Origin of the sequence: Aeromonas sp. ANP5 (assembly GCF_963870295.1) — a bacterium.
GTDB classification, from domain to species: domain Bacteria; phylum Pseudomonadota; class Gammaproteobacteria; order Enterobacterales; family Aeromonadaceae; genus Aeromonas; species Aeromonas veronii.
In genome coordinates this window covers 57,909-83,911 of the sequence record NZ_CAWMRY010000004.1, presented here as the reverse complement: position 1 = coordinate 83,911, position 26,003 = coordinate 57,909, and the positions used below count along the sequence as shown (strand labels likewise).

21 protein-coding genes and 4 pseudogenes are annotated in these 26,003 nt (G+C 51.2%); 16 read left to right on the top strand and 9 right to left on the bottom strand.

Annotated elements, in window-relative coordinates; translation table 11 throughout:
• Positions 1 to 95: 95 nt before the first annotated feature.
• From glpQ to AACT07_RS04065, 6 genes are all read left to right on the top strand, one after another.
• On the top strand, positions 96 to 1,184 hold the full coding sequence (gene glpQ, locus AACT07_RS04090) for a glycerophosphodiester phosphodiesterase (protein WP_069526678.1): 1,089 nt from the start codon (positions 96 to 98) through the stop codon (positions 1,182 to 1,184).
• 218 nt (positions 1,185 to 1,402) lie between these two features.
• A complete protein-coding gene (eco, locus tag AACT07_RS04085; protein WP_005337529.1) occupies positions 1,403 to 1,885 on the top strand; it encodes a serine protease inhibitor ecotin in 483 nt (160 codons plus the stop codon).
• Positions 1,886 to 2,183: 298 nt separating this feature from the next.
• Positions 2,184 to 2,555 carry a DUF413 domain-containing protein gene (locus tag AACT07_RS04080; protein WP_005350885.1) on the top strand — a complete coding sequence of 124 codons (372 nt, stop codon included), beginning with the start codon at positions 2,184 to 2,186 and terminating at the stop codon, positions 2,553 to 2,555.
• Positions 2,555 to 3,427: an HTH-type transcriptional regulator HdfR gene (gene hdfR / locus AACT07_RS04075; protein ID WP_005337525.1), complete on the top strand. Its 873-nt coding sequence runs from the start codon at positions 2,555 to 2,557 to the stop codon at positions 3,425 to 3,427. The genes AACT07_RS04080 and hdfR overlap by 1 nt, the downstream gene beginning before the upstream one ends.
• Before the next feature lie 171 nt (positions 3,428 to 3,598).
• Positions 3,599 to 4,540, top strand: a complete 942-nt coding sequence (locus tag AACT07_RS04070; RefSeq protein WP_069526677.1) for a hypothetical protein — start codon at positions 3,599 to 3,601, stop codon at positions 4,538 to 4,540.
• Between the two features lie 145 nt (positions 4,541 to 4,685).
• Positions 4,686 to 5,876, top strand: a complete 1,191-nt coding sequence (locus AACT07_RS04065; protein WP_069526676.1) for an amino acid aminotransferase — start codon at positions 4,686 to 4,688, stop codon at positions 5,874 to 5,876.
• Positions 5,877 to 5,982: 106 nt separating this feature from the next.
• On the opposite strand, the gene AACT07_RS04060 is transcribed toward AACT07_RS04065, so the two are convergent.
• Entirely contained in the window at positions 5,983 to 6,486 is a 504-nt protein-coding gene (locus tag AACT07_RS04060) for a DUF2062 domain-containing protein (protein ID WP_069526675.1), read from the bottom strand.
• On the bottom strand, positions 6,480 to 6,998 hold the full coding sequence (locus AACT07_RS04055; protein ID WP_005350890.1) for a DUF2062 domain-containing protein: 519 nt from the start codon (positions 6,996 to 6,998) through the stop codon (positions 6,480 to 6,482). The genes AACT07_RS04060 and AACT07_RS04055 overlap by 7 nt, the downstream gene beginning before the upstream one ends.
• Positions 6,999 to 7,025: 27 nt before the next feature.
• Here AACT07_RS04055 and AACT07_RS04050 point away from each other — a divergent pair.
• The 5 genes and pseudogenes from AACT07_RS04050 to AACT07_RS04030 form a co-directional block, all read left to right on the top strand.
• Positions 7,026 to 8,819 (top strand): annotated as a pseudogene (locus AACT07_RS04050) (DNA internalization-related competence protein ComEC/Rec2); the annotation flags it as partial.
• A gap of 325 nt (positions 8,820 to 9,144) precedes the next feature.
• Positions 9,145 to 10,297: pseudogene (locus tag AACT07_RS04045) on the top strand (IS3 family transposase).
• A gap of 221 nt (positions 10,298 to 10,518) precedes the next feature.
• Entirely contained in the window at positions 10,519 to 11,835 is a 1,317-nt protein-coding gene (locus tag AACT07_RS04040) for an ABC-three component system protein (RefSeq protein ID WP_069526674.1), read from the top strand.
• Positions 11,819 to 12,523, top strand: a complete 705-nt coding sequence (locus AACT07_RS04035) for an ABC-three component system middle component 1 (RefSeq protein ID WP_069526673.1) — start codon at positions 11,819 to 11,821, stop codon at positions 12,521 to 12,523. The genes AACT07_RS04040 and AACT07_RS04035 overlap by 17 nt, the downstream gene beginning before the upstream one ends.
• Positions 12,507 to 14,861: an AAA family ATPase gene (locus AACT07_RS04030; protein ID WP_069526672.1), complete on the top strand. Its 2,355-nt coding sequence runs from the start codon at positions 12,507 to 12,509 to the stop codon at positions 14,859 to 14,861. Before AACT07_RS04035 ends, AACT07_RS04030 begins: the two co-directional genes overlap by 17 nt.
• Positions 14,862 to 14,885: 24 nt before the next feature.
• Here the strand turns inward: AACT07_RS04030 and AACT07_RS04025 are convergent.
• The 3 genes and pseudogenes from AACT07_RS04025 to AACT07_RS04015 form a co-directional block, all read right to left on the bottom strand.
• A pseudogene (locus AACT07_RS04025) lies at positions 14,886 to 15,316 on the bottom strand (integrase core domain-containing protein); the annotation flags it as partial.
• A gap of 155 nt (positions 15,317 to 15,471) precedes the next feature.
• The gene (locus AACT07_RS04020) at positions 15,472 to 16,584 is read right to left on the bottom strand and encodes a hypothetical protein (protein WP_069526671.1); all 1,113 of its coding nucleotides are present in this window, start codon (positions 16,582 to 16,584) and stop codon (positions 15,472 to 15,474) included.
• A 328-nt stretch (positions 16,585 to 16,912) separates the two neighbouring features.
• A complete protein-coding gene (locus tag AACT07_RS04015; protein WP_069526670.1) occupies positions 16,913 to 18,124 on the bottom strand; it encodes a restriction endonuclease in 1,212 nt (403 codons plus the stop codon).
• A gap of 206 nt (positions 18,125 to 18,330) precedes the next feature.
• On the opposite strand from AACT07_RS04015, the gene AACT07_RS04010 reads away from it, so the two are divergent.
• From AACT07_RS04010 to istB, 4 genes are read left to right on the top strand one after another with little or no spacing between them, the layout of a single operon-like run.
• Entirely contained in the window at positions 18,331 to 18,528 is a 198-nt protein-coding gene (locus AACT07_RS04010) for a sigma factor-like helix-turn-helix DNA-binding protein (protein WP_216093281.1), read from the top strand.
• Positions 18,529 to 18,993 carry an IS21 family transposase gene (istA, locus tag AACT07_RS04005; RefSeq protein WP_216093282.1) on the top strand — a complete coding sequence of 155 codons (465 nt, stop codon included), beginning with the start codon at positions 18,529 to 18,531 and terminating at the stop codon, positions 18,991 to 18,993.
• On the top strand, positions 18,994 to 19,830 hold the full coding sequence (locus AACT07_RS04000) for a Mu transposase domain-containing protein (RefSeq protein ID WP_216093280.1): 837 nt from the start codon (positions 18,994 to 18,996) through the stop codon (positions 19,828 to 19,830).
• Positions 19,817 to 20,557 carry an IS21-like element helper ATPase IstB gene (gene istB / locus AACT07_RS03995; RefSeq protein WP_069526669.1) on the top strand — a complete coding sequence of 247 codons (741 nt, stop codon included), beginning with the start codon at positions 19,817 to 19,819 and terminating at the stop codon, positions 20,555 to 20,557. The genes AACT07_RS04000 and istB overlap by 14 nt, the downstream gene beginning before the upstream one ends.
• A 49-nt stretch (positions 20,558 to 20,606) precedes the next feature.
• Here the strand turns inward: istB and AACT07_RS03990 are convergent.
• Positions 20,607 to 20,819, bottom strand: a pseudogene (locus AACT07_RS03990) (IS110 family transposase); the annotation flags it as partial.
• Between the two features lie 548 nt (positions 20,820 to 21,367).
• On the opposite strand from AACT07_RS03990, the gene AACT07_RS03985 reads away from it, so the two are divergent.
• Positions 21,368 to 21,796: a hypothetical protein gene (locus AACT07_RS03985; RefSeq protein WP_069526667.1), complete on the top strand. Its 429-nt coding sequence runs from the start codon at positions 21,368 to 21,370 to the stop codon at positions 21,794 to 21,796.
• A gap of 106 nt (positions 21,797 to 21,902) precedes the next feature.
• Here AACT07_RS03985 and AACT07_RS03980 read toward each other — a convergent pair whose 3' ends face one another.
• From AACT07_RS03980 to AACT07_RS03970, 3 genes are all read right to left on the bottom strand, one after another.
• The gene (locus AACT07_RS03980; protein ID WP_069526666.1) at positions 21,903 to 22,319 is read right to left on the bottom strand and encodes a helix-turn-helix domain-containing protein; all 417 of its coding nucleotides are present in this window, start codon (positions 22,317 to 22,319) and stop codon (positions 21,903 to 21,905) included.
• A gap of 752 nt (positions 22,320 to 23,071) precedes the next feature.
• A complete protein-coding gene (locus AACT07_RS03975; protein ID WP_069526665.1) occupies positions 23,072 to 23,533 on the bottom strand; it encodes a hypothetical protein in 462 nt (153 codons plus the stop codon).
• Entirely contained in the window at positions 23,526 to 25,994 is a 2,469-nt protein-coding gene (locus AACT07_RS03970) for a hypothetical protein (RefSeq protein ID WP_069526664.1), read from the bottom strand. Before AACT07_RS03970 ends, AACT07_RS03975 begins: the two co-directional genes overlap by 8 nt.
• Between the last annotated feature and the right edge of the window lie 9 nt (positions 25,995 to 26,003).

Sequence of the window (26,003 nt, the reverse complement as noted above, 5' to 3'; positions counted from 1 at the left end):
GGGCAGTGCGCTGCTGCCCACCGCTTTCCACCGTAAATGTGCAACAAACCTCTGATAGAACAATTACCTACACACAATAATAAAGAGCATCACATATGAAAAAACTCGCCGTTTCCCTCATCGCCTTGAGCCTTGGGGCATTCCTCTCATTACCCGTGTTGGCTGCCGATGAAGGCAAGGTGGTGATCGCCCACCGTGGCGCATCCGGCTACTTGCCCGAGCATACCCTGGAGTCCAAGGCGCTGGCCTATGGCATGGGGGCTGACTATCTGGAGCAGGATCTGGTGATGACCAAGGATGACCAGCTGGTGGTGATGCACGATCACTTCCTCGATGGCATCACCGATGTGGCGGCGCGCTTCCCTGGCCGTGCCCGTCCGGACGGTCGTTACTATGTGGTGGATTTTACCCTGGATGAGGTGCGTTCCCTGCGTATGACCGAGCCGTTCCAGCTGGTGGATGGCAAGCAGGTGCCGGTTTATCCGGCCCGCTTCCCGCTCTGGAAGTCAGACTTCAAGATCCATACCTTCCAGGAGGAGATCGAGATGATCCAGGGGCTCAACAAGAGCACCGGCAAGAACATCGGCATCTATCCGGAGATCAAAGCACCCTGGCTGTTCCGTCACGAAGGTAAGGATATTTCCAAGGCGGTGCTGAAGGTGCTCAAGGAGTACGGCTACACCGGGAAGGATGACAAGGTCTATCTGCAGTGCTTCGATGCCGATGAGCTCAAGCGCATCAACAGCGAACTGATGCCCGCCATGGGTATGGATCTGAAACTGGTGCAGCTGATGGCAGAGACCGACTGGAACGAGACCATGGTCTACGACGCCAAGGGTAAGGCGACCCCCTACAACTATGACTGGATGTTCAAGCCGGGAGCGATGAAAACCATCGCCAGCTATGCCGAAGGGATTGGCCCGTGGAAACCGATGATCGTCACCGAGCCGGGCACTTTGGGCAAACCGGTCTTCACCGGCATGGTAAAAGAAGCCCATGCGGCGGGCCTGAAAGTTCACCCCTATACCTTCCGTCAGGATGAGGGGCAGATCCCGGCCTATGCCAAGGACTTCACCGATCTGCTTAATATCTTCCTCTATCAGGCTGATGTGGATGGGGTGTTCAGCGACTTCCCCGACAAGGCGGTCGCTGTCATCAAGGCCCATCAAGAGGCGGCCAAATAGCACTCTGGCGCCATTTGAATGCAAAGCGAGGCTAATTGGCCTCGCTTTTTGTTTCAGGTTCCCGTAACGGGAGTGTGCGCCCTGTCAGAAAATAGCCAGATCACGTCATGGTGTGCCGGATCTGCATCATTTTACGCAGTTTTTACGTAGCAGATCGCTGGCATGAAATCGGCAGAGCGGTTAGTCTAGCGGCGTTGAACCAACCCCATGAGGTACAGATGAAAACCGTATTGCGTTTTAGCCTGCTGGGCGCCTTGTTGCTGGGTGGCCATGCCTTCGCTGCCGAGCCGAAAAAATTTGATATCAGCATGTTCCCAGCCGCTGACGTGAATCAGGAACGTGTGGTGATCCGCCTGCCTGAAGTCGAGAAAGAAGCCGACATGATGGTCGAGCTGCAGGTCGGCAAAAAGATGATGGTTGATTGCAACGTACCGCGTTTTGCAGGCAACCTGGAACAGCACAGCGTCAAAGGCTGGGGCTACAACTACCTGAAACTGGGCAAAGTCTCCGACCCCATCAGCACCCTGATGATGTGCCCGGATAACCAGCAGAAAGAGACCTTCGTCCAGATCTACGGTCAGGGCTTCTTCGTGAACTACAACTCAAAACTGCCGTTCGTGATCTACGTGCCGCAGGAGTATGAAGTGCGTTACCGTCTGTGGCGTGCCGACAACCTGGCTCAACCGGCCATGATTGAGTAAGCATGTTTGAACCAAAGGTTCAGCTGGTTCACCTGATGTGACAAACAAAGCGCCGTATGGCGCTTTATTTTTGCCTGCACAGTCCAAAAAGTGACGTGCAAACTGGCTGCACGTTTACATAAGTTTATTATTTATCAACGTTTTTTGTGTGTTATGCCACAAAATCGGCGTCAGCTATGGGGCAAAGTGACATCGATAAAAGATATTTATTAACATAGTGAGAAAATTGATTTTGCACTCGGCGATGGCCTGATGATACTTGCCCGCAAAGGTCAAACTAACCAGAAAAAAGAGCACTATGAGCTTCGAATCAGACAAGCGTTTCAACGACTTCAAACATTTTCCCCGTGGCCTGCGTCGCAGTGGTGAATTCACTGTGGCCGAAGCGGACAGTCTGGAAAAGTATGGTACCGCCATGCTGGCACTCTACCAGGGCAACCTTGCACCCCGTGACGATGTCGAGTCCGCCTTCGTCGAGCAGGTCAAATCCGGCGAAGCCGGTGCCAACCCCCATGCCAAGGTGTGGTTCAAGTACCTCAAGGTGATCGGTCCCAAGCGCGTTCATCGCCTCTGCACCGTCGTTGGCGGCGCCAGCGAAGAGAGCAGCGGTGGCGGCAGCTTTGATGTCGGTGGTGGCAGCGGCGGTGGCAGTGACGAGTCCATCGATTAATGGATACCGAGCTGCTTCGGACCTTTATCGAGGTGAGCAAGACCCGGCATTTTGGCCGGGCTGCTGAAAATCTCTACCTGACCCAGTCGGCGGTGAGTTTCCGGATCCGCCAGCTAGAGCAGCAACTGGGTGTCAGTCTGTTTGCCCGTCATCGCAACAACATCCGCCTGACCGCCTCCGGTGAGCGTCTGCTGCCTTATGCAGACGCCATCTTGCACACCCTTGGTCGCGCCAAGCAGGATGTTGCGCTCTCACCGGGATTCAGCCAGCAGTTGGCCATCGGCGCGCCCGCGGTGTTCTGGGAGCTCGATTTCAACGACTGGCTCAATCACATCTATGCACTGGCGCCCGGTTTGGCGGTACGGCTGGAAACAGCCTCCCGCGAGCACCTCTGCCGCCAGTTGCTGGAGCGCTCCCTCGATCTGGCCCTGCTCTCCGAGCCCACCAAGATCGACGAGATTGCCCTGCATCCCATCGGTGAGCTGGTGTTCGAGCTGGTGAGCCGGGATCCGGCCGCCAATGCCGACAACCTGATGCAGATGCCGCACATCCACCTCGACTGGGGCACCAGCTTCGAGCCGCAACCCAGCCGTTTGCAGAGCCTGCAAAAGACCCCGGTGCTGCACTCCAGCTCCGCCAGCATGGCGTTGCAGTTCGTGCTGGCCAACGGTGGTGCTGCCTACCTGCCACGGCGGATGGTCAGCCCCTTCCTCGAGAAGGGGGCGCTCCATCTGGTGGAGGGGGGCCAGCCGCTGAGCCGCCCGCTCTATCTCGCCTATCTGGAGAAATCCGATCGCCGGGAGCTGATCGATCAGCTGTTGACCCTGCCACTGGGTTGGCACGACGCCGAACTGCGCCTCAACGTCGAATAAGCGTCGAGTGTTATCCAAGAAAGAGCCCACCCCACGGTGGGCTCTTCTGTTTGGGGAAAATTGCAGGGAGCGAAGTCACGTAATTGGCGCGGGAGGCTTGGCGTCATCGGCCTGTAACGGTACCTTTTCAGGCTGTTTATCCGATTGAGCACTGACAGGGATGGATTGTAATTGATCGACTTTAGTCACCCCGAATGGCGGGCGCTGGCGCAGCAGTTGCTGAGCCACTCACCTGTGGTGATCCGTGGCCGTCAGTGGCAGCCGCTGGTGGGCCTGCTCAAGGATAACCAGCTGTTGCTCGCTCATGGCAGCCACAGCTATGAGCTCACCCCGGCCGGACGGCGCTATCTCACCCGCGAGCTGATGCTGGCCGAGATCGCAACTGCCCCCCCCGAGCCCGAGGAGTGGTTGCATGCTCAGGGCTGGCAATTGGGGGAGCTGGTCAACGAACGGGTGCTGGCGGCGCTCTATCGCAAGTCAGAGGTGAACTTCACCCCCAACGAGCAGATTGATTTCGAGGACAAGGGGATCCGGCTCTGCGCCGATCAGCTGTTGCGCTTGCGCGCCGCCCAGCCGTTCAGCCTCTTTTTCAGCGGCGGCACCCTGATCGACGCAGCCCCCTGGTTGCAGGCGCTGGGGGAGGTGGCGCTGCCCGAGCGCACCCTGGCGGGTCTTGGCAAGATCCTCTGGGGGGAGGGGAGTATCGAGCGTGTGATCACCACAGACAGCGTCGGCGCCTTTGCCGAGATGCCTCTTGATCCCGGCACCTTGCTGGTGTGGGCCCCCCCATCGGCTCCCCTTGCCTTGCAGCAGGTGGTGGCCGCCTTGCCCCCCAATGTGCTGTGGAGTCATCTCACTGCCCTCGACCCTGCCGGGGTGGATCGGCTGCAGGCGCTGGCCCAGCGGCTGGGTCGTCCGGCCAGCTGGTGGTTGCCCCGTGATCTGGCCCCCATTCTCAGCGCGTATGCCCAGCCTTTGACTGAGGCTCGGCCCTGGGAGCCGAGCCGGATCCCCAAGCCATTGTTAGCAGTTTGTAGCGGTTTGGTTGAGTCCAATGGTGGCTTGTCGGCCGAGGTGTGTGCGCTGGCGCCAGCGTGGCATGCCGTTGGTTGAAATTGGCCTGAAAGCGAGCCAAAAAGCGGTTTTCCCCCATTGAACGCGGTGATATAAAGAGTTGACGAAGCGCTCGCCAGATGAGCGCTTTTGTTTATCAAGCCGCTTTGCCACCCAACGAACTCAACGGAATACAGGGAATACCATGTTTGAAAAGGTTGTTGCCGCCCCAGCGGATCCGATCCTGGGCCTGACCGAAGCCTTCCGCGCTGACTCTCGCAGCCACAAGATCAATCTGGGCGTAGGGATCTACAAGGACGAGTCCGGTGCCACCCCCATTCTTCACTGCGTCAAGAAAGCCGAGCAGAAGCTGCTGACCGACGAGAAGACCAAGAACTACCTCGGTATTGAAGGCAATATCGAATATGGCCGCATCGTGCAGCAACTGCTGTTCGGGCAGCACTCTGCGCTGGTTGCCAGTGGCCGCGCCAAGACCGCACAAGCGCCGGGCGGTACCGGTGCCCTGCGTATCGCGGCCGAATTCGTGGTGCGCAACGGTCTGGCCAAGACCATCTGGATCTCCGATCCCACCTGGGCCAACCACGTCAGCGTATTCCAGGCCGCGGGCCTGACCGTCAAGTGGTACAAGTACTACAACGCCGCCACCAAGGGGCTCGACTTTGCTGCCATGCAGGCTTCGCTGGCCGAAGTGCAGCCGGGTGAGCTGGTGCTGCTGCACGGCTGCTGCCACAACCCGACCGGTATCGACCCAACTAGCGATCAGTGGCGCGCACTGGCCAAGCAGAGTGCTGCCGCCGGCTGGTTGCCGCTGTTTGACTTCGCCTATCAGGGTTTTGCCCGTGGTATCGAAGAGGATGCCGAAGGCCTGCGTATCTTCGCCGAGTGCCATGACGAGCTGCTGGTGGCGAGCTCCTTCTCCAAGAACTTCGGCCTCTACAACGAGCGGGTCGGCGCCTTCACGCTGGTGAGCGCGACCAAGGAGATCGCCGATGTGGCCTTCACCCAGGTCAAGACCGTCATTCGTGCCAACTACTCCAACCCGCCGTCACACGGCGCCGCTGTGGTCACCGCCGTGGTGAGCGATCCGGCGCTCTATGCCGAGTGGGTCGAAGAAGTGGCCGCTATGCGGGTGCGTATTCGCGAGATGCGCGAACTGCTGGTAGAGAAGTTGGCTGCCCTCGGCGTGAGCCAGGATTTCAGCTTTATCCGCGAGCAGAACGGCATGTTCTCCTTCTCCGGTCTCACCAAGGATCAGGTGGAGCGCCTCAAGAGCGAATTTGCCATCTACATCGTCGGCTCCGGCCGGATCAGCGTAGCCGGTATTACCCGCACCAATATCGATCCTCTGTGCGAGGCGATCGCCAAGGTGCTGTAATCGCATCACCTGATGCTCTGGTTCTATGCCATGAAAAAGCCCGTCACCTTGGTGACGGGCTTTTTTGATCGCCAATGGCTGATCGCTAAACAAGGGTAAGGGCGACTCAGTGGTGGCGTGCACCTTGCCACAGCTTGCGCAGTTGCAACAGCAGCGCGGTCAGGGCGCCGCCGCTCAGGGCGGTGAGTACCGCCAGCAGCAGGCTGCCGAGCAGGAAGGGAGGCACCAGGGTGGCCGCCTCCTGCTCCAGCCAGTGCAGGGTCCAGCTGAGGTGGAAAGGCTCCGGCGTTTTGTGCAGTACCAGACAACCGGTGCGATAGGCGTAGAGATACATGAACGGCAGGGTCAGCGGATTGTTGAACCAGACCGCCAGCAGTGCCAGCGGCAGGTTGAGGCTGAATGCCAGCGCCAGACCGACTGCGATGAGCGAGTGCATCGGGATTGGGAACCAGCAGGCGAAGATCCCGGCCGCCACCGCGCCGCTCAGGGCGCGGGTGCCCCCTTGCCAGAGGGCAGGGGCAAGCAGTCGCTCACCAAACAGGGCAAACCACTTCTGCTGGCGCAGGGTATCGGGATCGAGCTTGAAACGGGCAAACCAGCGACTCAGCATGGGCGGGCCATCTTGCGTTTTTGCCACTGGCGCACCGTGCTGATCCGCCAGAAGGTGCGGATCAGGGTGTAGCCGATAAGGGAACTGAGCAGGGCCAAGATCAGCGAGCCCAGCAACAGCGGCGGTGCCACTGTGCCCAGTACCGAGACCAGCCACTCCCAGGTGAATTCAATCTCGATCTGCTGCGCCGAATGTCCCAGCAACTGGCAACCTACCAGATAGGCGCCATAGAGCAGGGGCGGCATGGTAAAGGGGTTGGAGAGCCAGACCAGCGCCACCGAGAGCGGCAGATTGACCCGGCACAGGATGGCGCCACCGGCAGCCAGCAGCATCTGGCAGGGGAGCGGCACCCAGGCCATGAAGAGGCCCACCGCAAATGCCCCGGCAGCCGAGCGGCGGTTGAGGTGCCAGAGGTTGGCATCGAGCAGCAGTTTGCCGAACAGCCGCAGGTGCTTGTGTTCTTTCAGGGTTTGCTGATCGGGCATCCAGCGTTTAATGAGTCGTTTGGGCATATTGAAACCTTGCTAAATACTTGCTCCATGGATCTGCGTCTGTTGTCGTTTGCCCTGGGGGCAAGCTCCTCACTGCTCTGGCCATGGTTACCTTCACTCGCATGGGGGGGCCTGTTGCTGTCCCTGCTGATCCCCCTTGCATATTGCCGTGCCTGGCGGTGGCTGTTTCTTCTGCTCGGCATCCTCTGGATGCAGGCCAATCTTGCCTATAGGCTGGCCTGGCTGGAGCGGTTGGGCGATCAGACGAGCCACATGATAACCGCACAGCTGCAAAGTGCAGAGCCCGAGGGGGATAAATTTGTCCGGCTGCTGCTGCGGGTGAGCACCCTCGACGAGCAACCGGTGACACCTGAGCCCCTGATCCGGGTCAATGCCTATCAGGCATTACCCGCCATGACAGTGGGCAGCCGGATCACCCTGGTGACCTCGTTGAAACCGGCTCACGGTCTGGCCAACGAGGCGGGGCTGGATGGGCGGCGTCTGCTGCTGGGCAAGGGGGTCACCGCCACCGGCAATTTGCGTCGGGTGATAGATATTCAACAGGCACCTGTGGGGTGGCGCGAACGCTGGTTGGGCGCGGCGACCGAGAGTTGGCGCACTCTTGGCCATGCTCCCTTGCTGGCGGCGCTCACTTTTGGCGAGCAGAGTGGCATCACGGATGCCCAGTGGGAGCTGTTTCGCGGTAGCGGCCTGACTCACATAATCGCCATTTCTGGGCAGCACATTGCGCTGGTGGCGGTGCTCGGGTGGTGGCTGGGCAGGTTGTTTTGCCTGCGTGGCGCCATCATCACCTCCCTGCTGTTTGCCGCCGTCTACAGCGCGTTGGCCGGGTTTGCTGTGGCCACCGAGCGGGCCCTGATCATGGTGCTGGTGTGGAGCGTGTTGCGCTGGAGTCGGCGAGAGTGGCCGGCCTGGCGCATCTGGCTGTGGGCCTTTGTGGTATTGACCCTCTGGGATCCCTTCGCCCTCTATTCGGCCGGCTTCTGGCTCTCGTTTCTGGCGGTGGCCATCTTGCTGCTGGTGGGATATGTCCACGACAAGCCGGGGCTCTGGCAGATCCAGCTCTGGCTGCTACTCGGTCTGCTGCCGTTGCAACTGGCGTTGTTCGAGGGGATCGCGCCCCTTGCCATGGTGATCAACCTGTTGGCGGTGCCGCTCTTTTGTATCGCCATCATCCCGCTGGCCCTGATCGGTGTGCTGCTGGCGCCGCTCTCCACCTCGCTTGCCTACGGCCTGTTCTGGCTGGCGGATCTGGGGCTCGGGTGGGTGCTGACCATCCTGAATTGGCTGGCAGACCAACTGCAACTGTGGTGGCCACTGCCCGGTTGGTGGCTGCCACTCTGCACCCTGCTGTTGCTGCTCTGGTTCGCCGCGCAGTGGCGCTCGGCACGCTGGCTCTGGCTACCGGGTCTGTGTGCGCTGTTGCTGGCGCTCTGGCCAACGCCTGCCCGCTGGCAACTGCGGGTGCTGGATGTGGGACAGGGGCTGGCGGTGCTGATCAGCAAGGGGGAGCGAGCCATCCTCTATGACACCGGCGATCGCTATCCCGGAGGCTACAACATGGCGGACGCGGTGATCCTGCCCCAGCTGAGCCATCTGGGGATCCGGGTGATTGATCGCCTCATCATTAGCCACAAGGATCGGGACCATGCCGGCAATCGCAAGCGACTGCTCAGCGCCATGCCGGTGCGCTACGAGCTCTCCTCTTACCCTTTTAGTGAGAGAACAACGCTCTGCCAGCGTGGGCAACAGTGGCGTTGGCAGGGGCTCTCGTTTGCAGTGCTCTGGCCAGAACATCCCGGTGGCGGGCGCAATAACGAGCCCGTATGGAGAAAAAATAGAACAAGGTTAGGTTGTATGACTGACGGCTAGGTCTGTATACATGCCACTAACATAGATTTTTTTCGCTAATTTTATAACAAATTTAAAACTGAATGTCATTTAATTGGCTATTTTCGCGCAATAACAGCTATTTTCTTACATTTTTAGGTGAAGCCTTCGAACGATTGAAAATTCGGTATTATGGCGTCTTTCTAGGCTGAACATTCCTCAAGACCACCATCATTATTCGCCGTTCTCATTTGAATTCCCCCTCAGTTCCCTAGACACCTCACAGCATTAAAATGAGGCAACTATTGGAGGTGTTATGACCCGTCAGCGTTATCCAGAAACATTCAAAATCGAAGCCGTTAAACAAATCACCTAACGCGGACGGCCGGTAGCTGACGTTGCTCGAGCCCTTGGGGTATCCAGCCATAGTCTGTATGCCTGGCTCAAGCAGTACGGCAAGCCCGCTGACCAGCAGCTCGAAGAGCCTGCCTTGCAAGCCGAGATCCGCCGCCTGAAAGCCGAACTGCGTCAGGTCACCGAGGAGCGCAATATCCTAAAGGAGGCCGCGTACTTTGCCAGCGAGTCAAGGAAAGGTACGCGTTCATAACCTCCCGACTCGACCGGTACAGTGTCGTTACCCTGTGCCAGACCCTAGGGGCTCACCGAAGTGGCTTCTACGCGTGGCTGAAACAGCCCGTATCGCCACGCCAGCAGGAGGACGAACGGCTGGTTGACCGGATTGGTCAAGCAATCCTGGCTGGAAAGTGGTGCTGTCTACGGTTATCGCAAGATCCATCGCGACCTTCGTGACGGGGGAGAAGCCTGCGGCAAGCACCGAGTGGCCAAATTAATGAAGCGGGAAGGGCTGCGTTCACAAACGGGCTATCAACGCCGCAAGGGGCATTATGGAGGCAAGAGCCCACAGGTAGCTCCAAACACGCTGGCACGTCAGTTTAAGGAGCCACCCCCCAACATCTCCTGGGAGACCGACATTACCTACATCCGTACTCAAGAAGGGTGGCTGTACCTAGCGGTGGTGCTCGACCTGTTCTCTCGCCAGATCGTCGGCTGGGCAATGAAGTCACGCATGACGGCAGACTTGGCGGTTGATGCGTTATTGATGGCGGTTTGGCGGCGCAAGCCAAAGCAGCCGGTACTGGTGCACTCGGATCAGGGCAGCCAATTTACCGGCGGTGAATGGCAGGACTTTCTGAAGGCCCACAACCTGAGTTGCAGTATGAGCCGACGTGGTAACTGTCACGACAACGCTGTCGCCGAGAGCTTCTTCCAGTTGCTCAAACGGGAGCGGATCAAGCGCAGGGTTTACGCGACAAGAGACGAAGCCCGCAGCGATGTGTTTGATTATATCGAGATGTTTTACAACCCATCACAGGCGTCATGGTTCCAATGATGGGCTGTCGCCGGTAGAGTTTGAAAGGCAGTTAATTTGTCAGCAACAGCATGTCTAGAAAGCCAGGGGCGATTCAGAAATAGACTCCGTAACTCCTCTTCACAAAACGTAGAAAGACGCTAGGGCAAAAATTTGTCTAGAGGCTTCAATCGAGATTGGCCCAAGATGCACTATCCGTTATTATGCCATTGTATAGCATCTAGAAAATCGGTGGCGATTCAATCACCTGTAAGTGGAGAACGTCGTTGTGAATGAGAATTTAAGAGAGTAAGGAATCTCATGGCAGTAGCTCCTCAGATTTTTCCACACACAGCTATTTCAACATGGAGCGGATTTGTCTACCAAGGCAAGCTAGCGCTGTACCATTGTTTGGAGATGATGTCCTCAGGTTATGAAGCAAGTCGGGATTTGAGGCTTCAGTTGGAAAGCCAGGATGATTTCGCAATTTTTCGGGGTCAACAATGCATATCAATGCACCAAGTAAAAGCATACAAAGAGACTCGCTTTTCAGCATATAGTACAGGCATCACGACTCAAAGAGATAATGCAAGGCTGCGAGGGATTACAGTTGCTTATTTTCATATTGCGCGCGCGATAACAGATATGCCGGAAAATTTTGAAGCTGATTATGCACCAGTACAACTTTATGCCTACCCCGTTTTTCCTAATGTAAATGAGAATGTCACACAATCCTTTTGCCCGTTGAATGAAGTAGATAGATTAATTCAAAACAAGCTTACCATGCTGCTTACCAATGTTGATGCCCTTCCCATATGGAAAAGATATCTTGTCACAAATATTCAGAATTCTCTTGAAGCCATAGTGAATTCAAAGGTCATAGCAATTCACGGCCTGATCCACGAATCAGTTCGTCATCAGAGAATAATTGCTGCCAACGAGTTCATCGACTTTTCAGCGTTGTATGATGTGATTGAAGCCCCTGATCATGCTCCGTTTGAGAATGAGGAATTTTTCCTTAGTCGTCTGCAGATTGATATTGGCACATACTACCAAGAGTTCTGCGACCAACAAGACACAATGTCCCAAGACGCATGTCAAAAGCTAGATGACTATCTGGCCACCATTACTGCACTAGATATTGACGGAATGAAGACCTTCCTGCGGGCCACAATGCCACATAAAAAGGGCCGTTTTAATACACTCGGTGAGTTTAAGGATCAGTCACTGGATCGCGACGCCATGCGGCTTGGAATGTTTACGATTTTCTTGAAATTGGTTAATGCTACACGTAATGAAGGTTCCAGCGTCAAATTTTCTTGGTTGAATGGTGGTCTTTTCTACTACCCAACAGGAATTCATCACGCCACGGAACATCAGGAAACTATCTGTCATGATATTATGCAGCAGGCTCTCAGCGAAGATGTTGAATGTTTATTCGAAGGTGGTGTACTTATCACCAGCGCTATAGATAGACCATCCATCTCAAATGTGATAACCGGTATCGATGCTACTGAAGGTATAGATACAGTTGAACACGAATTGCTAAGAGAAAACCGCATCGGAAATTATAAAAAGATAGCAATGGTCTCTTTAAACAATGTGCCTGAGAATTTAAAAGATGCAGAACCTGATTGAACTTTTATTAACATATGAAGGAATGATACGCAATACCTCCACAGCTCTGGAGTTATACGAATACATTACTCCTGAAAAGAAAAATTACTGGCTGGTAATCCACGGTGAACCAATAATCACTCCAGAAATCCAAGCTGGATGGCTGAATGAATGTAAAAATGTGACAGCCGATCCTGCTCTTGAAAAAAACATTAACTTATTGATTGTATGGAATACTGATACCAGCAACGTGCTTGCTAGCAAACGAGTCCATCACATAGAGGAAGACTCCTACTTCTTTAAAAAGCACGTACTTCCTTACACTACCGAAGAACTCGAAGCTCTATATCAACAGATTACAACTCACAGCTTTACTACTATTTTTCGCGAATTAATAACATCGCCTCATACCTTTACTGAATATAAATTACATTTCCTAGAGGGGGGCTGGCAAAGTCTTCTATACAGGCTTGCAATAAAACTCCCCTTTATTGCTGTTAATTGCCCTAGTAACTCTGATTTAGCTAGCCTAGAACGAAATATTATGGAAAAAATAAATCGAGCGGATAAGTCAGATATATTGATTGCAACTGATTTGGCGATTCAGTCTCTCTCAGATAGGATTGTATCACCAGATGTAATGCCGGAAGAGTTATTCGCATTCATAGATAAAAAATTATCTGAGGCAGGTTATGAAACTGATCATTAAGCGTCTTGAGGTTCATAATTTCAAAGTTTTTGAAAAACTTGAATTAACACTTGATAGTAATCATCTCATCGTTCTTGATGGTCCCAATGGTTTTGGCAAATCATCATTTTTTGATGCTCTTGAACTTTTGCTGACAGGGAAAATTCGGCGCTATATTGAGCTTGAAGAATTGACCGTAGATCGACGTAGCCTAAGAACTGGTTGCCCCTGGCTATTTAAACAAGCAAGGGATGATGATTGGCTTTCAATCCGTGCAGAGATCATCGTAGATGGGCAAAGTCGTTTCCTTGAGAGAGCGGCCAGTAAAGCTGTGCTGGATGAACATCGAGGTGTAACTGATTTAAGGCTTCCTCTTTATGAACTGGCTGACTTTAAGGCAGAGCGAGGCGAAGCGATCTCACAAGAAGAAGCATATTTTTCTACTTTGCTCGGTGAGCAGTATCAGCGTGACTTTGAGTTATTTCATTATATCGAGCAGGAAGAAAATACACGGCTATTAAAACAAAAAGAGAAAGATAGACAGGGTCAGATTGCACACCTGTTTGATATCGGTGATATTCAGGATAAAATTAATAACATTACACAAGCATCAAATAAAATTGGTAAGTTGTGTAATCCACAGAAAAGTGTTGATCTGAAAGCACTTAAAGATAAATGGGATGCAGCTAAACTGCAAATATTACCGATAGGGAGTTCTGTTGCTTACGAACGTATTATCATGGTTACAGAACAGCCATGGGATCGCGAAGTTGTGGATTTTGATACATCGCAATTCGAGCAGTTGTTATCAGCCAATGGAGAATTATTTCGGATTCAACGCTTTATTGAAAATTTTTCGCATTATGAAAATAAATTATATAATGACGATCTAGAAATAAAACTTCTCCCTAGAATAGAGCTGCAACAACGATTTTTGATGTTGTATAGAAATGTCGAACACAGGCATAAATGGGAGAAAGAGATTGCTTGTTATGATTCTGCGGTGACAATAACTAACGCCTTCAAAAATATAATGAAGTCTATTAGTGAAAATCGTTTAATGATTACCCCCCCATTGCTTACACTCCTTCCAGATACCTTCTCGCCAGAAAATTTTCAGACACAGGTCTCAGAACTCAAACAGCTACTATCTACCACAGATAAAGTTCAGGAATGCCACACAAGTCTGATGCAGACACGTGAACAAATGGTGAGCACATTCAATGAACTACAGTCAAATGGTGATGCAACTAACATTTGTCCTACATGTGGATATCTCTGGCCGACGGCAGTTGCACTACTGGAAGGAATTGAAAACCAGCGCATAATACTCGAAAATGTAGCAATGCAACAAAATAATCAACTTTCACAAGCATTAACCAGATTTAGACTCAATTGGCAAGAACCAATTGAGCTTGCATTGCAGCCATGTCTGCAGCAAAACAAAGATAATATTGCACTTAAGCGTCAACTGGTAAAACTGTCTGAAGAACAGTTATTGTGGCTAGAAAATTATTATAAACAACTTATGACGGCTGATATAAATTTCAACGATCTTCTTTCTGATGATTTTGAGCCCATAACTCAGCAGAAAATAGATGAACTAAAACGCCGAGTACATGAAAAATTTAAATCTTTAGATGATAGCTGTATCTATGATGATTTTGAGAGAGTTTATCGTGAAATTTTCAACAACGATCATCTGGCTGTTAAAAGCATTAAGTCTCAACAACTAGATCTAAAGAAATCCTATTTGGTGCAACTTCACTCTATAGCATCATCAAAATACATATCAGAGTGTGAGCGGGAATATAAAAATGCCGAACTTTTAATTAAAAAATCCAGAGAGTTAAAAGGGTATCTACTGAAATTAAAGAAAATATATGAGGATGAGAAAAGAACGTATCTCGAATCCATAGTTAAAGAAATTGAGATCCTCTTTCATATCTATTCGGGCCGACTTATGCAAAATTATCAGCAAGGGCTAGGAATTTTCATCGAAAATGATGGCAATTCTATTGCTTTCAATGAGACGCCAGGACATGAGCATGATGTAGTCTTTTCCATGAGTTCAGGTCAGCTGTCAGCACTTGTACTATCATTTACACTTGCTTTGAACCAGCGATATGCTAAACACACTCTATTACTCGTGGACGATCCAGTCCAGACATTGGATGAAATTAATGTGGCAGGTTTCATTGATTTACTACGTACTGAATTTAAAGATCGCCAGATAATAATGTCAACGCATGAAGATCGTATCTCCGCATATTTTCGTTATAAATACAAGAAGTTTGGCATGTCATCAGGAAGGATCAACTTCATGGAGCATGCTCGTTCGAGCATTGACAATCAATAATGTGAACGTCATTGTTTGTACGATTCATAGAAATCGTTTCAATTTGCTAAGCTGAAAATCCAATCTGTAATTGGGATCGCAAATCCGTTCCTTTTCTGGGACTTAGTGGTTATCCAGCTCATCATAGAATGTTGTTTGGTTAATCAATTCAAAAAGCGCTCCATGGGGCTGTAGCCCCCATGGGCGCTGTGTGGTCTGTACCAGTTGTAGTAGTGTTGCCACTCTGCTAGCCGGCCATGAATGACCTCAGACTGAGTATCAACAGTTGCATAAAATTCGCGCTTATTTGTCTTCTGTGACCGCTCGACTTTCCCATTCTGATGGGGATGCCCCGGTTTGTTGGGTCTGAACTTGATCCCCACTTCCATCCGTTTATTTTGAACCTTTAATGCAGAAATCTCACACTATCTATCCGTTTGGATTCTCTGTATAGGATATGGCATTTCCTCTAACAGTAATCTTTGTTGAATTTCCCTGTTCATAGCATCACATCATAGTGAAATGATCTCTATGAATCACACTGACGTATCAAGGATCTGACCTGATATCGTGAGAGAAACTGTTTTTCTGGCTAATGCCTTTTGCGATATACATTAATATGCTTCCGAGTTTACAAGTAATTATTTTGAATGAATTCAATCAATTGTATTTCCACTCGTTCAGAATATATTACATCATACCTACCTCTCTCATCATTATGTTTTTTAATGTTAATCGGTGGGGTGTCTGATCTTATTACTATTGACTGCCACATTTCAGTACCGTACTTGAAGTTATCGTGAAAGATAAAACAGCAGAAATTCAAGTCGTTAAGTTTATTCTCCCGGAGGACATGCGAAACTTTTTTATTGATATCCAATAGTGATGAAGTTATTATTTTGTTATGATCGTACTCAGTGAACTCATTGTTTACTGAGATGGGGTAATTAATATCCTGATAACGCTCATGGATTAAAACACCGTCTTCAATATATTGAGACAATATTATGTATGGATTGTTTATATCAACATTTTTAGTCTGTATATTGTAAGTTAACTCAATGAACGCATATGTCAAATTAATCTTATTAAATTTCCCATTGTAAAATGTCACAATTTCGTAACCAGACCCAAAATAATCTTTTATACTTTCAGGGATACTATTGCTTTTTATTTCGGCCATTTGCAATTGAGCTATTTGTTGTATGACAATACTCACTGCTTGTGCGACAACTTCATCAATTGGGGGGCAAGAGATATAATCCTGGCGATCAAGCCATTCTATATAGTCAGTAATAGCTAGCTCCCCACTCCCTCGATATAATACTTCTCCCAATACTTTTGAATGGCTCTTGCAACAGTTCATTCCCTTTGAGATTATCTCACCACTATTATTGCGGTATAAATAGATGATGGCTAGTTCATTTTTCTCATCAATACTTTTATAAGTATTTTCTATATCATTGATTGATAACACCCTCTCCTCTAATATCTTATTTAAGGCTTCAATAAAACAATAGGCCAAATAAACGTTACCAGCATAGGCAATTGTGCAGTAGTCTGAAATAATTTGTATTTTTTGTAATCTCTCCGCAATAAAAAATCTATTATCAACTCTTCGGGAATCTATTTCTCCGAGTGTTGGTAGAACAATCGTACTTTCATTGATTTCTTCCGATGTTATCAATAGGTCGGCAAATAGGACTTTACAACCATGTATATTATAACTTGCGATTATTGTCATTTGTTATACCTAATTTTGAAAGTATTTCACTAGTTTCTGAAGATAGCTATCCACCTCAACTGATAAGCTAGAATGCCAGCACTTCCAGGTTTGATTTTTCAACGTTGTCGCTGGAATACATGTACATTCAACTTACTCGACCAAGAAATGAGAGCCCTTGATAATTGCCATTTAGCGTTACAACCTCCATCATAAAAATTTTACGCCATTAAATAAACTCACGAGCTGACTAAAGCAGTGGCAATAAGTCTGCGTAATAAAACGAACTAGGAATACAGTAAGAATATATTGCCATAATCCATTGCTCCTGCAGTGACGTTAAGATGTTTTAATATGTATATCTCCATGAATAAATGTCTAGGTATCCAGCAATATCTAATTCCTCTAGCGTCTTTTTTTCGTCTTGCATAATTCGGTGTAGCCAATTGATTAAAGCTGGGATGACATACTTCCTTTTGACGGAAGAGGGCAACTCAGACACTACTTGACATATCTCATTTCCATAATACTTTTTAGGGTGATTCGATTCAGTATTCAATATATTAACATACTCGTCATCAGGTATTCTTACTGACAAGTCACCTAAAGAAATGCTAAAAGATGAACGTAGCCCGATGGGTAGTTCTGGAGTCGGCGGGGATAACTTGATTTTAGTTGGTTTAAAAGATGTATCTATTGAAGATAATGCATTCTCAATTATGGCCCTTAAAATTCCAGGTGCATCACTCTCATCTTCATTTAAGTCAAAGACATAAAATCTTAGTTTTTTATTTAAAAAAATATTATGAAGGATATCTTGCAGATAACGTTCACTTTCTTTCATTCGACGAAGTGTCTGCCGGAGTTTTAGCCTTTCATTTCGAGAGTTTTCCTGTATTAAATTCAGCTCTAAACTATTGATGTTGTCAATTAGTTTATCGGTTTCACGCTGCCTTATAATAACATGGCCGGTTGGCCAATCATAAAAATCCTCCGCTAACTCTCTAACAGCAATTGACCATTCCTCGCCAGGCAATTCAACTTTTCCGGAGCTTGTATACCACGTGGCAAGTAAAGGTGAAAACTCATTTGTATTGGCACTCACTGCGAAGTGTTTTCTAGCTACTATAGGGAATAGTATAATCTTCCTTATAAGATCTCCCCAGAACAAAACTTGCACCGAAAATTTACCATCTCTTTCGCGAGAAGTATTTAACTTTCTTATTTCTTTCTGCAATTTAGCATCAGCTGAAGCAGTGGTAAGAATGTAGAGCTCTTTTAGTGGAGGTGTGAAATTATCAGCTTTTTTGATTTCAGATGTCACTTCGGCTATTTTCAGTTCTTTCTCAGGCCACGTGGATTTTTTTTTGCATTGTAAGCCAACTGGGAAAATACTTCCTCTTGCAGCAATAATATCTACACCATCTTGTACTTGCCCCGCACGACCATGCCTAACGAGATTAGGGTCACGCCACATTGCTTCGAAAAGGTCGGCGCAGAGTTCCTCAAACTGTTCCCATGATCTCGGTGGTGCATATTCAAAGTGAACTAACCCCGTCATTACCTAAACTCCTTAAAACAATAAATTTCATAAAATATCATTAAAATTCAAGAATAACATCATAACCATATCAAGATCCAAACGTCTGCTTGTTGATCAGCGCGCAAAAATGACCAGGTTTCCGGGGTTTTCAGCGTCCAATTTTGACCACCTCGGAGTGTTTGCAACTATCCGATCTTTGGATCGGAGAACCTGGAGTGTTAATCATGGAAACCGTGTTGAAGATCCGGCGTATGCATCAGGTGGATGGCCAGTCCATCAGCGCCATCGCTAAAGTCACAGGGCTCTCTCGCAATACCGTTCGCAAGTACCTTCGCCAACCTCTCTCCGAACCGCCCAAGTACCACCGCCCTCAGCCAGCCAGACCCAAGCTCGGCGAATTCGAGCCGACACTGACCCAGTAGCTGGACCTCGATGCCAAGCGCCCCAAGCGACAACGCCGCTGTGCCAGACAACTCTTCGAAGACCTACAACGCCTGGGCTACCAAGGTGCCTATGACAGCGTCCAGCGCTTCGTCCGTGACTATAAACAACTGCCGGCCAAAGTGGCTGCCTTTGTCCCCCTGACGTTCGCGGCTGGAGAGGCCTATCAGTTTGACTGGAGCGAGGAAGAGGTGGAGATCGGCGGTGTGGTGCAACGGGTCAAGGCCGCCCATTTTCGCCTCACCTACAGCCGCCAGCCCTTCGTCATGGTGTTTCCCCGCGAAACCCAGGAGATGCTGTTTGCCGCCCACGATGCGGCCTTTCACTACTGGGGCGGCGTGCCCCGACAGGGCATCTACGACAACCTCCAGACTTGTGTCGACCAGGTGCTCGAGGGTAAAGAGCGCCGTTTCAATCCCCGCTTCCTGGCGCTGATGAGCCATTAGGTGATCGAGCCGGTGGCCTGCACCCCATCCTCAGGCTGGGAGAAGGGGCAGGTCGAGAAACAGGTCCAGGATGTGCGCCGGCGCTGTTTTACCCCCCGGCGCAAGGTCGACAGTCTGGCCGAGCTCAACCGCCGCCTTATCCAGGAGTTGGAGCAAGCAGCACAGACACGTCCGCATCCGGACGACCCGTCCCAAACGGTGTGGCAGCGCTTCGAGCAGGAGCGAACCACCCTGCGCCCCCTGGCCGCGCGCTTCAATGGCTATGTGGAGCGTGAGCTGCGCGTTGACAGTACCTGCCTCATCCACTTCGACCGTAACACCTACAGTGTCGACAGCCGTTACGCCCATCGGCACGTGACCGCCAGGGTCTTCGCGGATCGGCTCCAGGTGTATGCCCAGAACGAGCTTATTGCCGATCATCCCCGTCAGTTTGGCCGGGACAAAACCCAGTTCGACCCCTGGCATTACCTCGACCTGCTCGAGCACAAGCCAGGTGCCTTGCGCCACGGAGCCCCCTTCAAGGAGTGGGCGTTGCCGCCAGCCTTGAGCCGCTTGCAGCAGCAACTTCTGAGTCGCAAGGGCGGTGACCGGGACATGGTCAAGTTACTGCTGGCCGCTCGGCAGGACGGACTCGACCTGTTGGAGCAAGCCTGCCAGCAGGTACTGCAGTTGGGGGGTAGCTCGGCCGAGCTGGTGCTCAACCACCTGCAGCGGCTACGGCGCCCCCTCGACGTGCCACCGGTCCACGCTCAGGTGGTGCCGCTAGCACAGCCACCACAGGCCAACTGCCAACGCTATGACAGCCTGTTACCAGGAGGTCAGCATGTCAGCCGATGAAATTTACCAGCGCCTGCAGGGGTTGAAACTGTTTGGCATGGCGGCGCTGTGCGACGAGCTGCTGGCGCATCGTGAGCGCCCCCTGCCACCGCCAGAGCAGTGGCTCAAATGGATGATCGAAGCCGAAGAATCCGAACGTCAGTGCCGCTCGATCCGCTATCAGATGGGCATCGCCAAGTTCCCGCTGGCCAGGGACTTGGACAGCTTCGAGACAGCAGACACCCCGGTCAGCCCCGTGCAACTGTCCACGCTGGATAGAGATGACTTCCTGGAGCAGAAGCGCAATCTGCTGCTGATAGGCGGAACCGAGACGGGTAAAACTCACCTGGCCATCGCCCTGGGGCGCAATGCCGTGCGCCGGGGCAAGCGAGTGCGTTTCTACGGCGTGGTGGATCTGGTAAACCAACTGGAGCAGGAGAAGGCGGCAGGCAAAGCTGGGCAGCTTGCCAACCGGTTGGTCAATGTCGATGCGGTGATCCTGGACGAACTGGGCTATCTGCCGTTTGCCGAAAGCGGTGGAGCCCTGCTATTGCACCTGATCAGCAAGCTGTACGAGCGCACCAGCCTTATCCTGACCACCAACCTGGCCTTCAGCGAATGGGGCAAGGTATTTACGGATGAGAAGATGACGACAGCGATGCTGGATAGGATCACCCATCACTGCGAGATCATCGAGACTGGAAACGACTCGTATCGCTTCAAACAGAGGATGAAATCAGCCAGTTAACCCTGGTCAATTTTAGACGCTGATCCCTGGTCATTTTTCGATGCTGATTGACAGTATGCCCCATTCCTTGCAGTTTATTGGCCCAGTAATGGGCACTGCCGCATGCCTCCATACCGATCAGGCTAGGAGGAAGATTGCTAAAAAATGAGAGCATCTGCTCCCGCTTCAACTGTCGCTTGAGGATCGTTTTGCCATGTTGATCCACCCCATGTAATTGGAAGAGATGTTTTGCCAGATCGATGCCGATAGTCGTAGCCTTCATGGTGGTCGCCTCTCTCATCAGTGGGAACTTACATTCGCCACTTTGGCACTCAGATGCCGTTTTGGGGAGGGGCGACTATCCCATTAACGCCGTGGATATGTACGATTGACGCATATGGCGGGTGGTCGTCTTTACCAGACCCGATTTTAGGGTCAGTTAGCTGGTTTTTTAGGATATCAATGAATCCTAGTGTGATAAGATTTTGAAGATCAAAATGTAGATGTTGAAGGTGAATTTTAACAAAAAGAAACGCCTATAAATGGGATTACGGACATCAGCACTCACCGAGAGTAAGACCACTAAGCTATTTACAGTCACGGTTACCTGTTTGATTCATTTAATGAGTTACAGGAGTTTGCAACGAACTGGTTGTGGATATATAACCATGAGTAGTCTATGAGGCTGCTGGGTTGCTGCACGTCAAGACCGAATCTGGCACAGTCGGCATGCTCTCTACTTTTTAATGCCCCTAACATGTGGGAATTACTCTACAGCGGCGTGGTCAAACAAATTACGCATCACATGTCGTTATGCTGGAGACTACTCAAGTGAATAAATACACTAAAGCGAAGCACAAATTCAATGTGGCAACGGCGGCTCAACTGCGTGAACAGGTACTTCGCCTGTCAGCGTGGCTGACGGCACAACAGGTCTCCGACAACGCAGGATACAAGGGGGTAAACTCTTCAGCACTGCCAAATAAATGGAAAAAGGCGGGGTGGATTTTCGCAATCTCTACTGAGGGAAAAGATCTTTTCCCTGCCTATGGCTTGGGAATCGATGGTAAGCCTCTACCCGAAATGAAGGAGATCCTGGCTATTCTAGCGGCTCACAAACAGGTACTTGCGATCGCTGTTTGGTTTGTTAGTGCGAATAGCTGGCTTGGTGGTAAGACACCTATGCATGAGTTAGCTGAACGGCCCTTGAATGTGTTAAAAGCAGCTCGCATGGCTGTGGCTCCTGTTGAGCATGGGTGAGGTGCGTTTGAGTCAGCTGGCCATCAGTACCGGTGTAAACGAGCAAAAAACAGCTTTTTCTAGCCACGTGTAAAGGCAACTTGAGTCGGGTTTAATCCACTAGAAATCAAAAGAACAGTGCTGGTGGCACTGCAAAGCGCTTGCTTAGCGCCTCGATATGTTGGCGGGTCAGTTTTTTCCCCTCGGCGGTATTGAGCAGTTTGCTCACATTGGACTTGGAGCCCAGCTCAGGCAGGTCAGCCACGCCCAGTTGGTACTCGATCATCAAAGTCTTCAAGACAGCAATGCCCGGCTCCACGCTTGCTAAAGCCTTGTTGAAGTCGGTGAACTCACCAGCCCCGTCTTCCCAGCGCTCGATACTGGTTGCAAGCAACTGAGTCAATTGCTTATTGGTTTCATAGTCATCGATCAGTTCGTCCATCAGCTCAAGAGCTCGCTCATAATCGTCCTGATTCTTGATGTGGGTGATGTAAGGCACTTGGGCTAATGCTTCTCTAATCTGGAGCAGGGCAGGATCTAACATGATGGTTACTCCTTGTTTCTCCGGTACTTGCTGTGAATAGTGGCTATCTGGAGCTGGTGATTCTGTCAGAATTGAGAGCGCTGAACAAATATTAGTATTCATGTTCTCACTCTACTATGGGAACTTCTAAAACTCGGTTTACTGCTAAGGCTCATAAACATTATTTTTGCCAAAATCAGCAAGCAAGCTATGTCTTCCCCAGCCCTAAATAACTGTTTCTAATAGTAGGTCACTGCCCTCGAGCCGCCTCTGCAAGTAGCATTAGACATGGTTCGTGACCTGGGCCTTATCACGCCAGACTTTGCCAACCGATGGGGGAAAGTCTTACACAGCAAGGCTTCCGGCAAGATGTAGCACTATTAGGAACAGTTATTTAGGAGCACACCTCCAATTGTTGCCTCATTTTAAGGCTGCGAGGTGTCTAGGGAACTGGGGACGATTCAATGAAGATATGCTCGTTTAGCTGGCCACCCTTGATGCCATTGGACCCTTTCGCTGTGCTCATTCCAACATCCGTCGATGCGCTTAGTGGTAGTGTTATGTTCCTGTGCAACCCTTTTATAGAAAGGGCATGTTGTAAAAACTCGGCTCAGCACTTGTGCAAGCGCCCCAAACCCCGCACTCGTCGTGGGGCAGCAGGGGGGGGCTACGGCCAGTCACGGGCTTTCGCGATATAAGCGGTTTCGTACCCACGGCATGAAACAGCCGGGAGCTCCTCCCATTTATTTCATGCGCCCTTGATAACCCTTCGCTCATTGCTCTGCCTCGTAAAACGCCTCAAGCAACTTGCGCAGGTCGATTTCCCTGCTTGTGGTATTCAGGAAGGCATCCAATTTATCGACCTGCTGCGCTCTGACCGTTTCCAGTTCTTCCCGCAGCGCCATATTTTTTGCTTCCAATTCAGCGATCTTCTTCTGAAGGACTGAGCGCGCCGCCGTCTTGTATTTTGGTGCGGTGTCGTTGTGCATCCGGCGTTGGATGCTCTTGGCTTCACTGAACGCCTCGGCAATGAGCTTGCGTCCGCGCCATTCCTTCTGGCTGAGCATCTGCCGGTTGAACGCATGACCAAACTTTTTCTTCGAGTGAGTCATGACGTTTTCCCAAGTGACCGGTATCTGGGAATCCGGGAACAGCGAGACCATCTTGACGATCTTCCGCGCCAGCTCCTCAGTCAGGATCTCTTTGCGCCCCAGCTTGCCGGCAGGCTCACTCATCAGTAGTGTCCTCGCTATCATCACGTTCGTCGTTATCGTCATCGGGCATGATTAGGGATCGCTCATCCTTTAGACCCCATGTAGTAGGGGCAAACTGCGGATACTGCTCGATCATGGCCAGCTTATCCTGCTCGATCCGTTCACGGCCCCCGTGGGTATCCAGCGCCCGTTCTACACCGGGAGCGGCATGATGTGTCGGGTTGTGGTACTTCATCAAGGCGCCATTGGTGACCGTCGGACTGTCCAGCCTATCAACATAGCCCCTTGCCACAAAGGCTTCGTGGAGCATGTTCTTGAGCACTGTGTCCTTGATTTCATTCTTGATCTCGTGGAAGCGCGTGATCAGGTCATCCGTCATTTGCGCAGGGGTCAGCCCACGTTCGACCAGATGATAAAGGTGCTGGGTCAGGGTTTCCTGGTCGTCCGCAATCTCGCGGCCATGGATGACCACAATCTGTTCTACGATGTTCAGAATGGCAGCGTGCAACTCGCTTGCGCGTGCTCTTGTCCGGTCATTGGTCGGTATGTGACCTTTGACTAGATGATTATTGTTGCAAGGCAGGCAAGAGGTATAAGCGCGGCAGGGTTTTTCGTGGTGCTGATGTGCGCAAAATCCATACCACGAAGGGTAAATCATGATGATCTGTTCGCCCGTCCTGGCTATGGGCCGGTCTGCGGTGGCGGCTGATATGGCGTTCATTGTCGTCCCGCTAATTCCTGCATCGTGGACGGTCACAATATCGATCTTGGGCCCATATTCGTCTTCCTGCTTACGACAGGACGTCAACCCGTTCGAGAGTTCGGTCAGCTCCCCGGGCTCGGGCATGGCGCTCGCAGCAGCCTTGGTTTCCTCTGAGCGGAAGTCGTAGTGCCAGAGCTGCGCAACGTTGAGTCGGTTAGCCCACTTGTTGATGAGCACGTCGGAGAGCTTTTCGCCGTAAGTCAGGGCCATTGTTGTCAGCCAGCGGCGCGGGTCATGGGTGTTGATCTCCGCGATCTGCGTGACCCCGTTGATGGGTATCATGATATTGAGTTTTGCGAAGAGGCTGGGCTCCAGACCCGAACCCTGTCGCTGTTTCGCTACTATCCTTTGCTTCAATCTGTATGTGATGAACGCGTATATAGCCTTGCCGGGAAGGTAGGGAGATGCATCATGGTCGATGAGAAACAACATTTTCTCTAGCTCGCCCTTGTAGTGGTTGCTCCCCGTTACGATGCGGCATTTTTCCAACTCTCTGTGGACGTTGGCCAGCAGGAGTGGTTCGATGTCATCCCAGCGTGCAGCGTTGACTTCTGTAAATCGACCCCTATTTCCATTTTTAGTGATGGGATACGGATTCGGTATTTTGAAACGCTTGGTACCGAGTGCTTCCATCAAATTTTGAGCCGCACCGCATGGTTGGTTGTCATGCGGATCTGACAAGGTCATGATGTTTCCAAGCGTGCGTAGCGTGAGGTTCGTGCCGCGCAGATATTCCAGCTCGGGAGGTAGGTAGAGTCGGTCAGGGTGCAGCCGGTACCACTTGACGAGCATTCGGGAACGCTTGCCATGCGCCATAATAATCTTCATGCAATAGTGGAAAAAGTCGATCATGAAGTTGAGCACGGGCTTGGCGCTCCACTGCGCTCCCTTGCTGCCTTTCATGGTGATGAGCAGCATCTGGTGCGCGATTTGCAACGTGTCAGATTCCTTGTTCGGCGCACGCTGAGCGTAATCATCGACACTCACATAATCGTCAATGCTCATGCACAGAATTTCATTAATGCGGGATGGGGCACACAACGTCAGCCCCACCGTCGCTAGGGCGACCCGATCCCCATAAGACAGGCGCGCATCGTTGGCGAACAGGGCGTTAAACGCCTCATTGAGCGCCTCGATCTTCCGGTTGATCGTTGCGGCCTTGGCCTGCCGTAATTGCGTCTGGTTGGAGTTTTTCAGCGCCAACAACTCGGAGCGGATTTCCGGTTTCATGCGGTATCGTATATGCGGCAAAATGCCTTTGGCCGCGAGTGTGTCCAGAGTTCGGCCGAGTTCGTCAAGCCCTGATAATGCTGAAAAAGCAGAACCCGGATTGCTGCGGGCGCGCTGGAGCATGGTTGTTTCAATGGATCGCAAGGCGGCATGATCGAGGTCAAATAGGCTGTCTACAGGGGCAAACCGAAGTATACGAAACCTTGTTGTGTACCCAGTGATGATCCTGCTCTTTTCCCTGAGTACGGCCTCCGCAACAAAACAACGTAACGCTTCAGCGAAGCATGAGTGCTTGTCGGCAAAGTCGGCCAGAGTCGCGCTGAAGATAAAGTCAGGGGAGTCGGTGACGGTAACGCCTCTCAGGGACCAGCGGTTGGCATCAAACTGGATCGTGGGATACCGCTGCGCCATGCGCTGTCGGCAATCGTCCTGCCATTTCTTGAGCGCCAGTTTGCACTGGAAACGGTCGAGGTCAACGGGTCGGTTCATGACAGGGCT

Coding starts and splice junctions, on each gene's coding strand:
- glpQ (WP_069526678.1), top strand. CDS start 96: ATGAAAAAACTCGCCGTTTCCCTCATCGCCTTGAGCCTTGGGGCATTC.
- eco (WP_005337529.1), top strand. CDS start 1,403: ATGAAAACCGTATTGCGTTTTAGCCTGCTGGGCGCCTTGTTGCTGGGT.
- AACT07_RS04080 (WP_005350885.1), top strand. CDS start 2,184: ATGAGCTTCGAATCAGACAAGCGTTTCAACGACTTCAAACATTTTCCC.
- hdfR (WP_005337525.1), top strand. CDS start 2,555: ATGGATACCGAGCTGCTTCGGACCTTTATCGAGGTGAGCAAGACCCGG.
- AACT07_RS04065 (WP_069526676.1), top strand. CDS start 4,686: ATGTTTGAAAAGGTTGTTGCCGCCCCAGCGGATCCGATCCTGGGCCTG.
- AACT07_RS04060 (WP_069526675.1), bottom strand. CDS start 6,486: ATGCTGAGTCGCTGGTTTGCCCGTTTCAAGCTCGATCCCGATACCCTG.
- AACT07_RS04055 (WP_005350890.1), bottom strand. CDS start 6,998: ATGCCCAAACGACTCATTAAACGCTGGATGCCCGATCAGCAAACCCTG.
- AACT07_RS04040 (WP_069526674.1), top strand. CDS start 10,519: ATGGCAGTAGCTCCTCAGATTTTTCCACACACAGCTATTTCAACATGG.
- AACT07_RS04035 (WP_069526673.1), top strand. CDS start 11,819: ATGCAGAACCTGATTGAACTTTTATTAACATATGAAGGAATGATACGC.
- AACT07_RS04030 (WP_069526672.1), top strand. CDS start 12,507: ATGAAACTGATCATTAAGCGTCTTGAGGTTCATAATTTCAAAGTTTTT.
- AACT07_RS04020 (WP_069526671.1), bottom strand. CDS start 16,584: ATGACAATAATCGCAAGTTATAATATACATGGTTGTAAAGTCCTATTT.
- AACT07_RS04015 (WP_069526670.1), bottom strand. CDS start 18,124: ATGACGGGGTTAGTTCACTTTGAATATGCACCACCGAGATCATGGGAA.
- AACT07_RS04010 (WP_216093281.1), top strand. CDS start 18,331: ATGGAAACCGTGTTGAAGATCCGGCGTATGCATCAGGTGGATGGCCAG.
- istB (WP_069526669.1), top strand. CDS start 19,817: ATGTCAGCCGATGAAATTTACCAGCGCCTGCAGGGGTTGAAACTGTTT.
- AACT07_RS03980 (WP_069526666.1), bottom strand. CDS start 22,319: ATGTTAGATCCTGCCCTGCTCCAGATTAGAGAAGCATTAGCCCAAGTG.
- AACT07_RS03975 (WP_069526665.1), bottom strand. CDS start 23,533: ATGAGTGAGCCTGCCGGCAAGCTGGGGCGCAAAGAGATCCTGACTGAG.
- AACT07_RS03970 (WP_069526664.1), bottom strand. CDS start 25,994: ATGAACCGACCCGTTGACCTCGACCGTTTCCAGTGCAAACTGGCGCTC.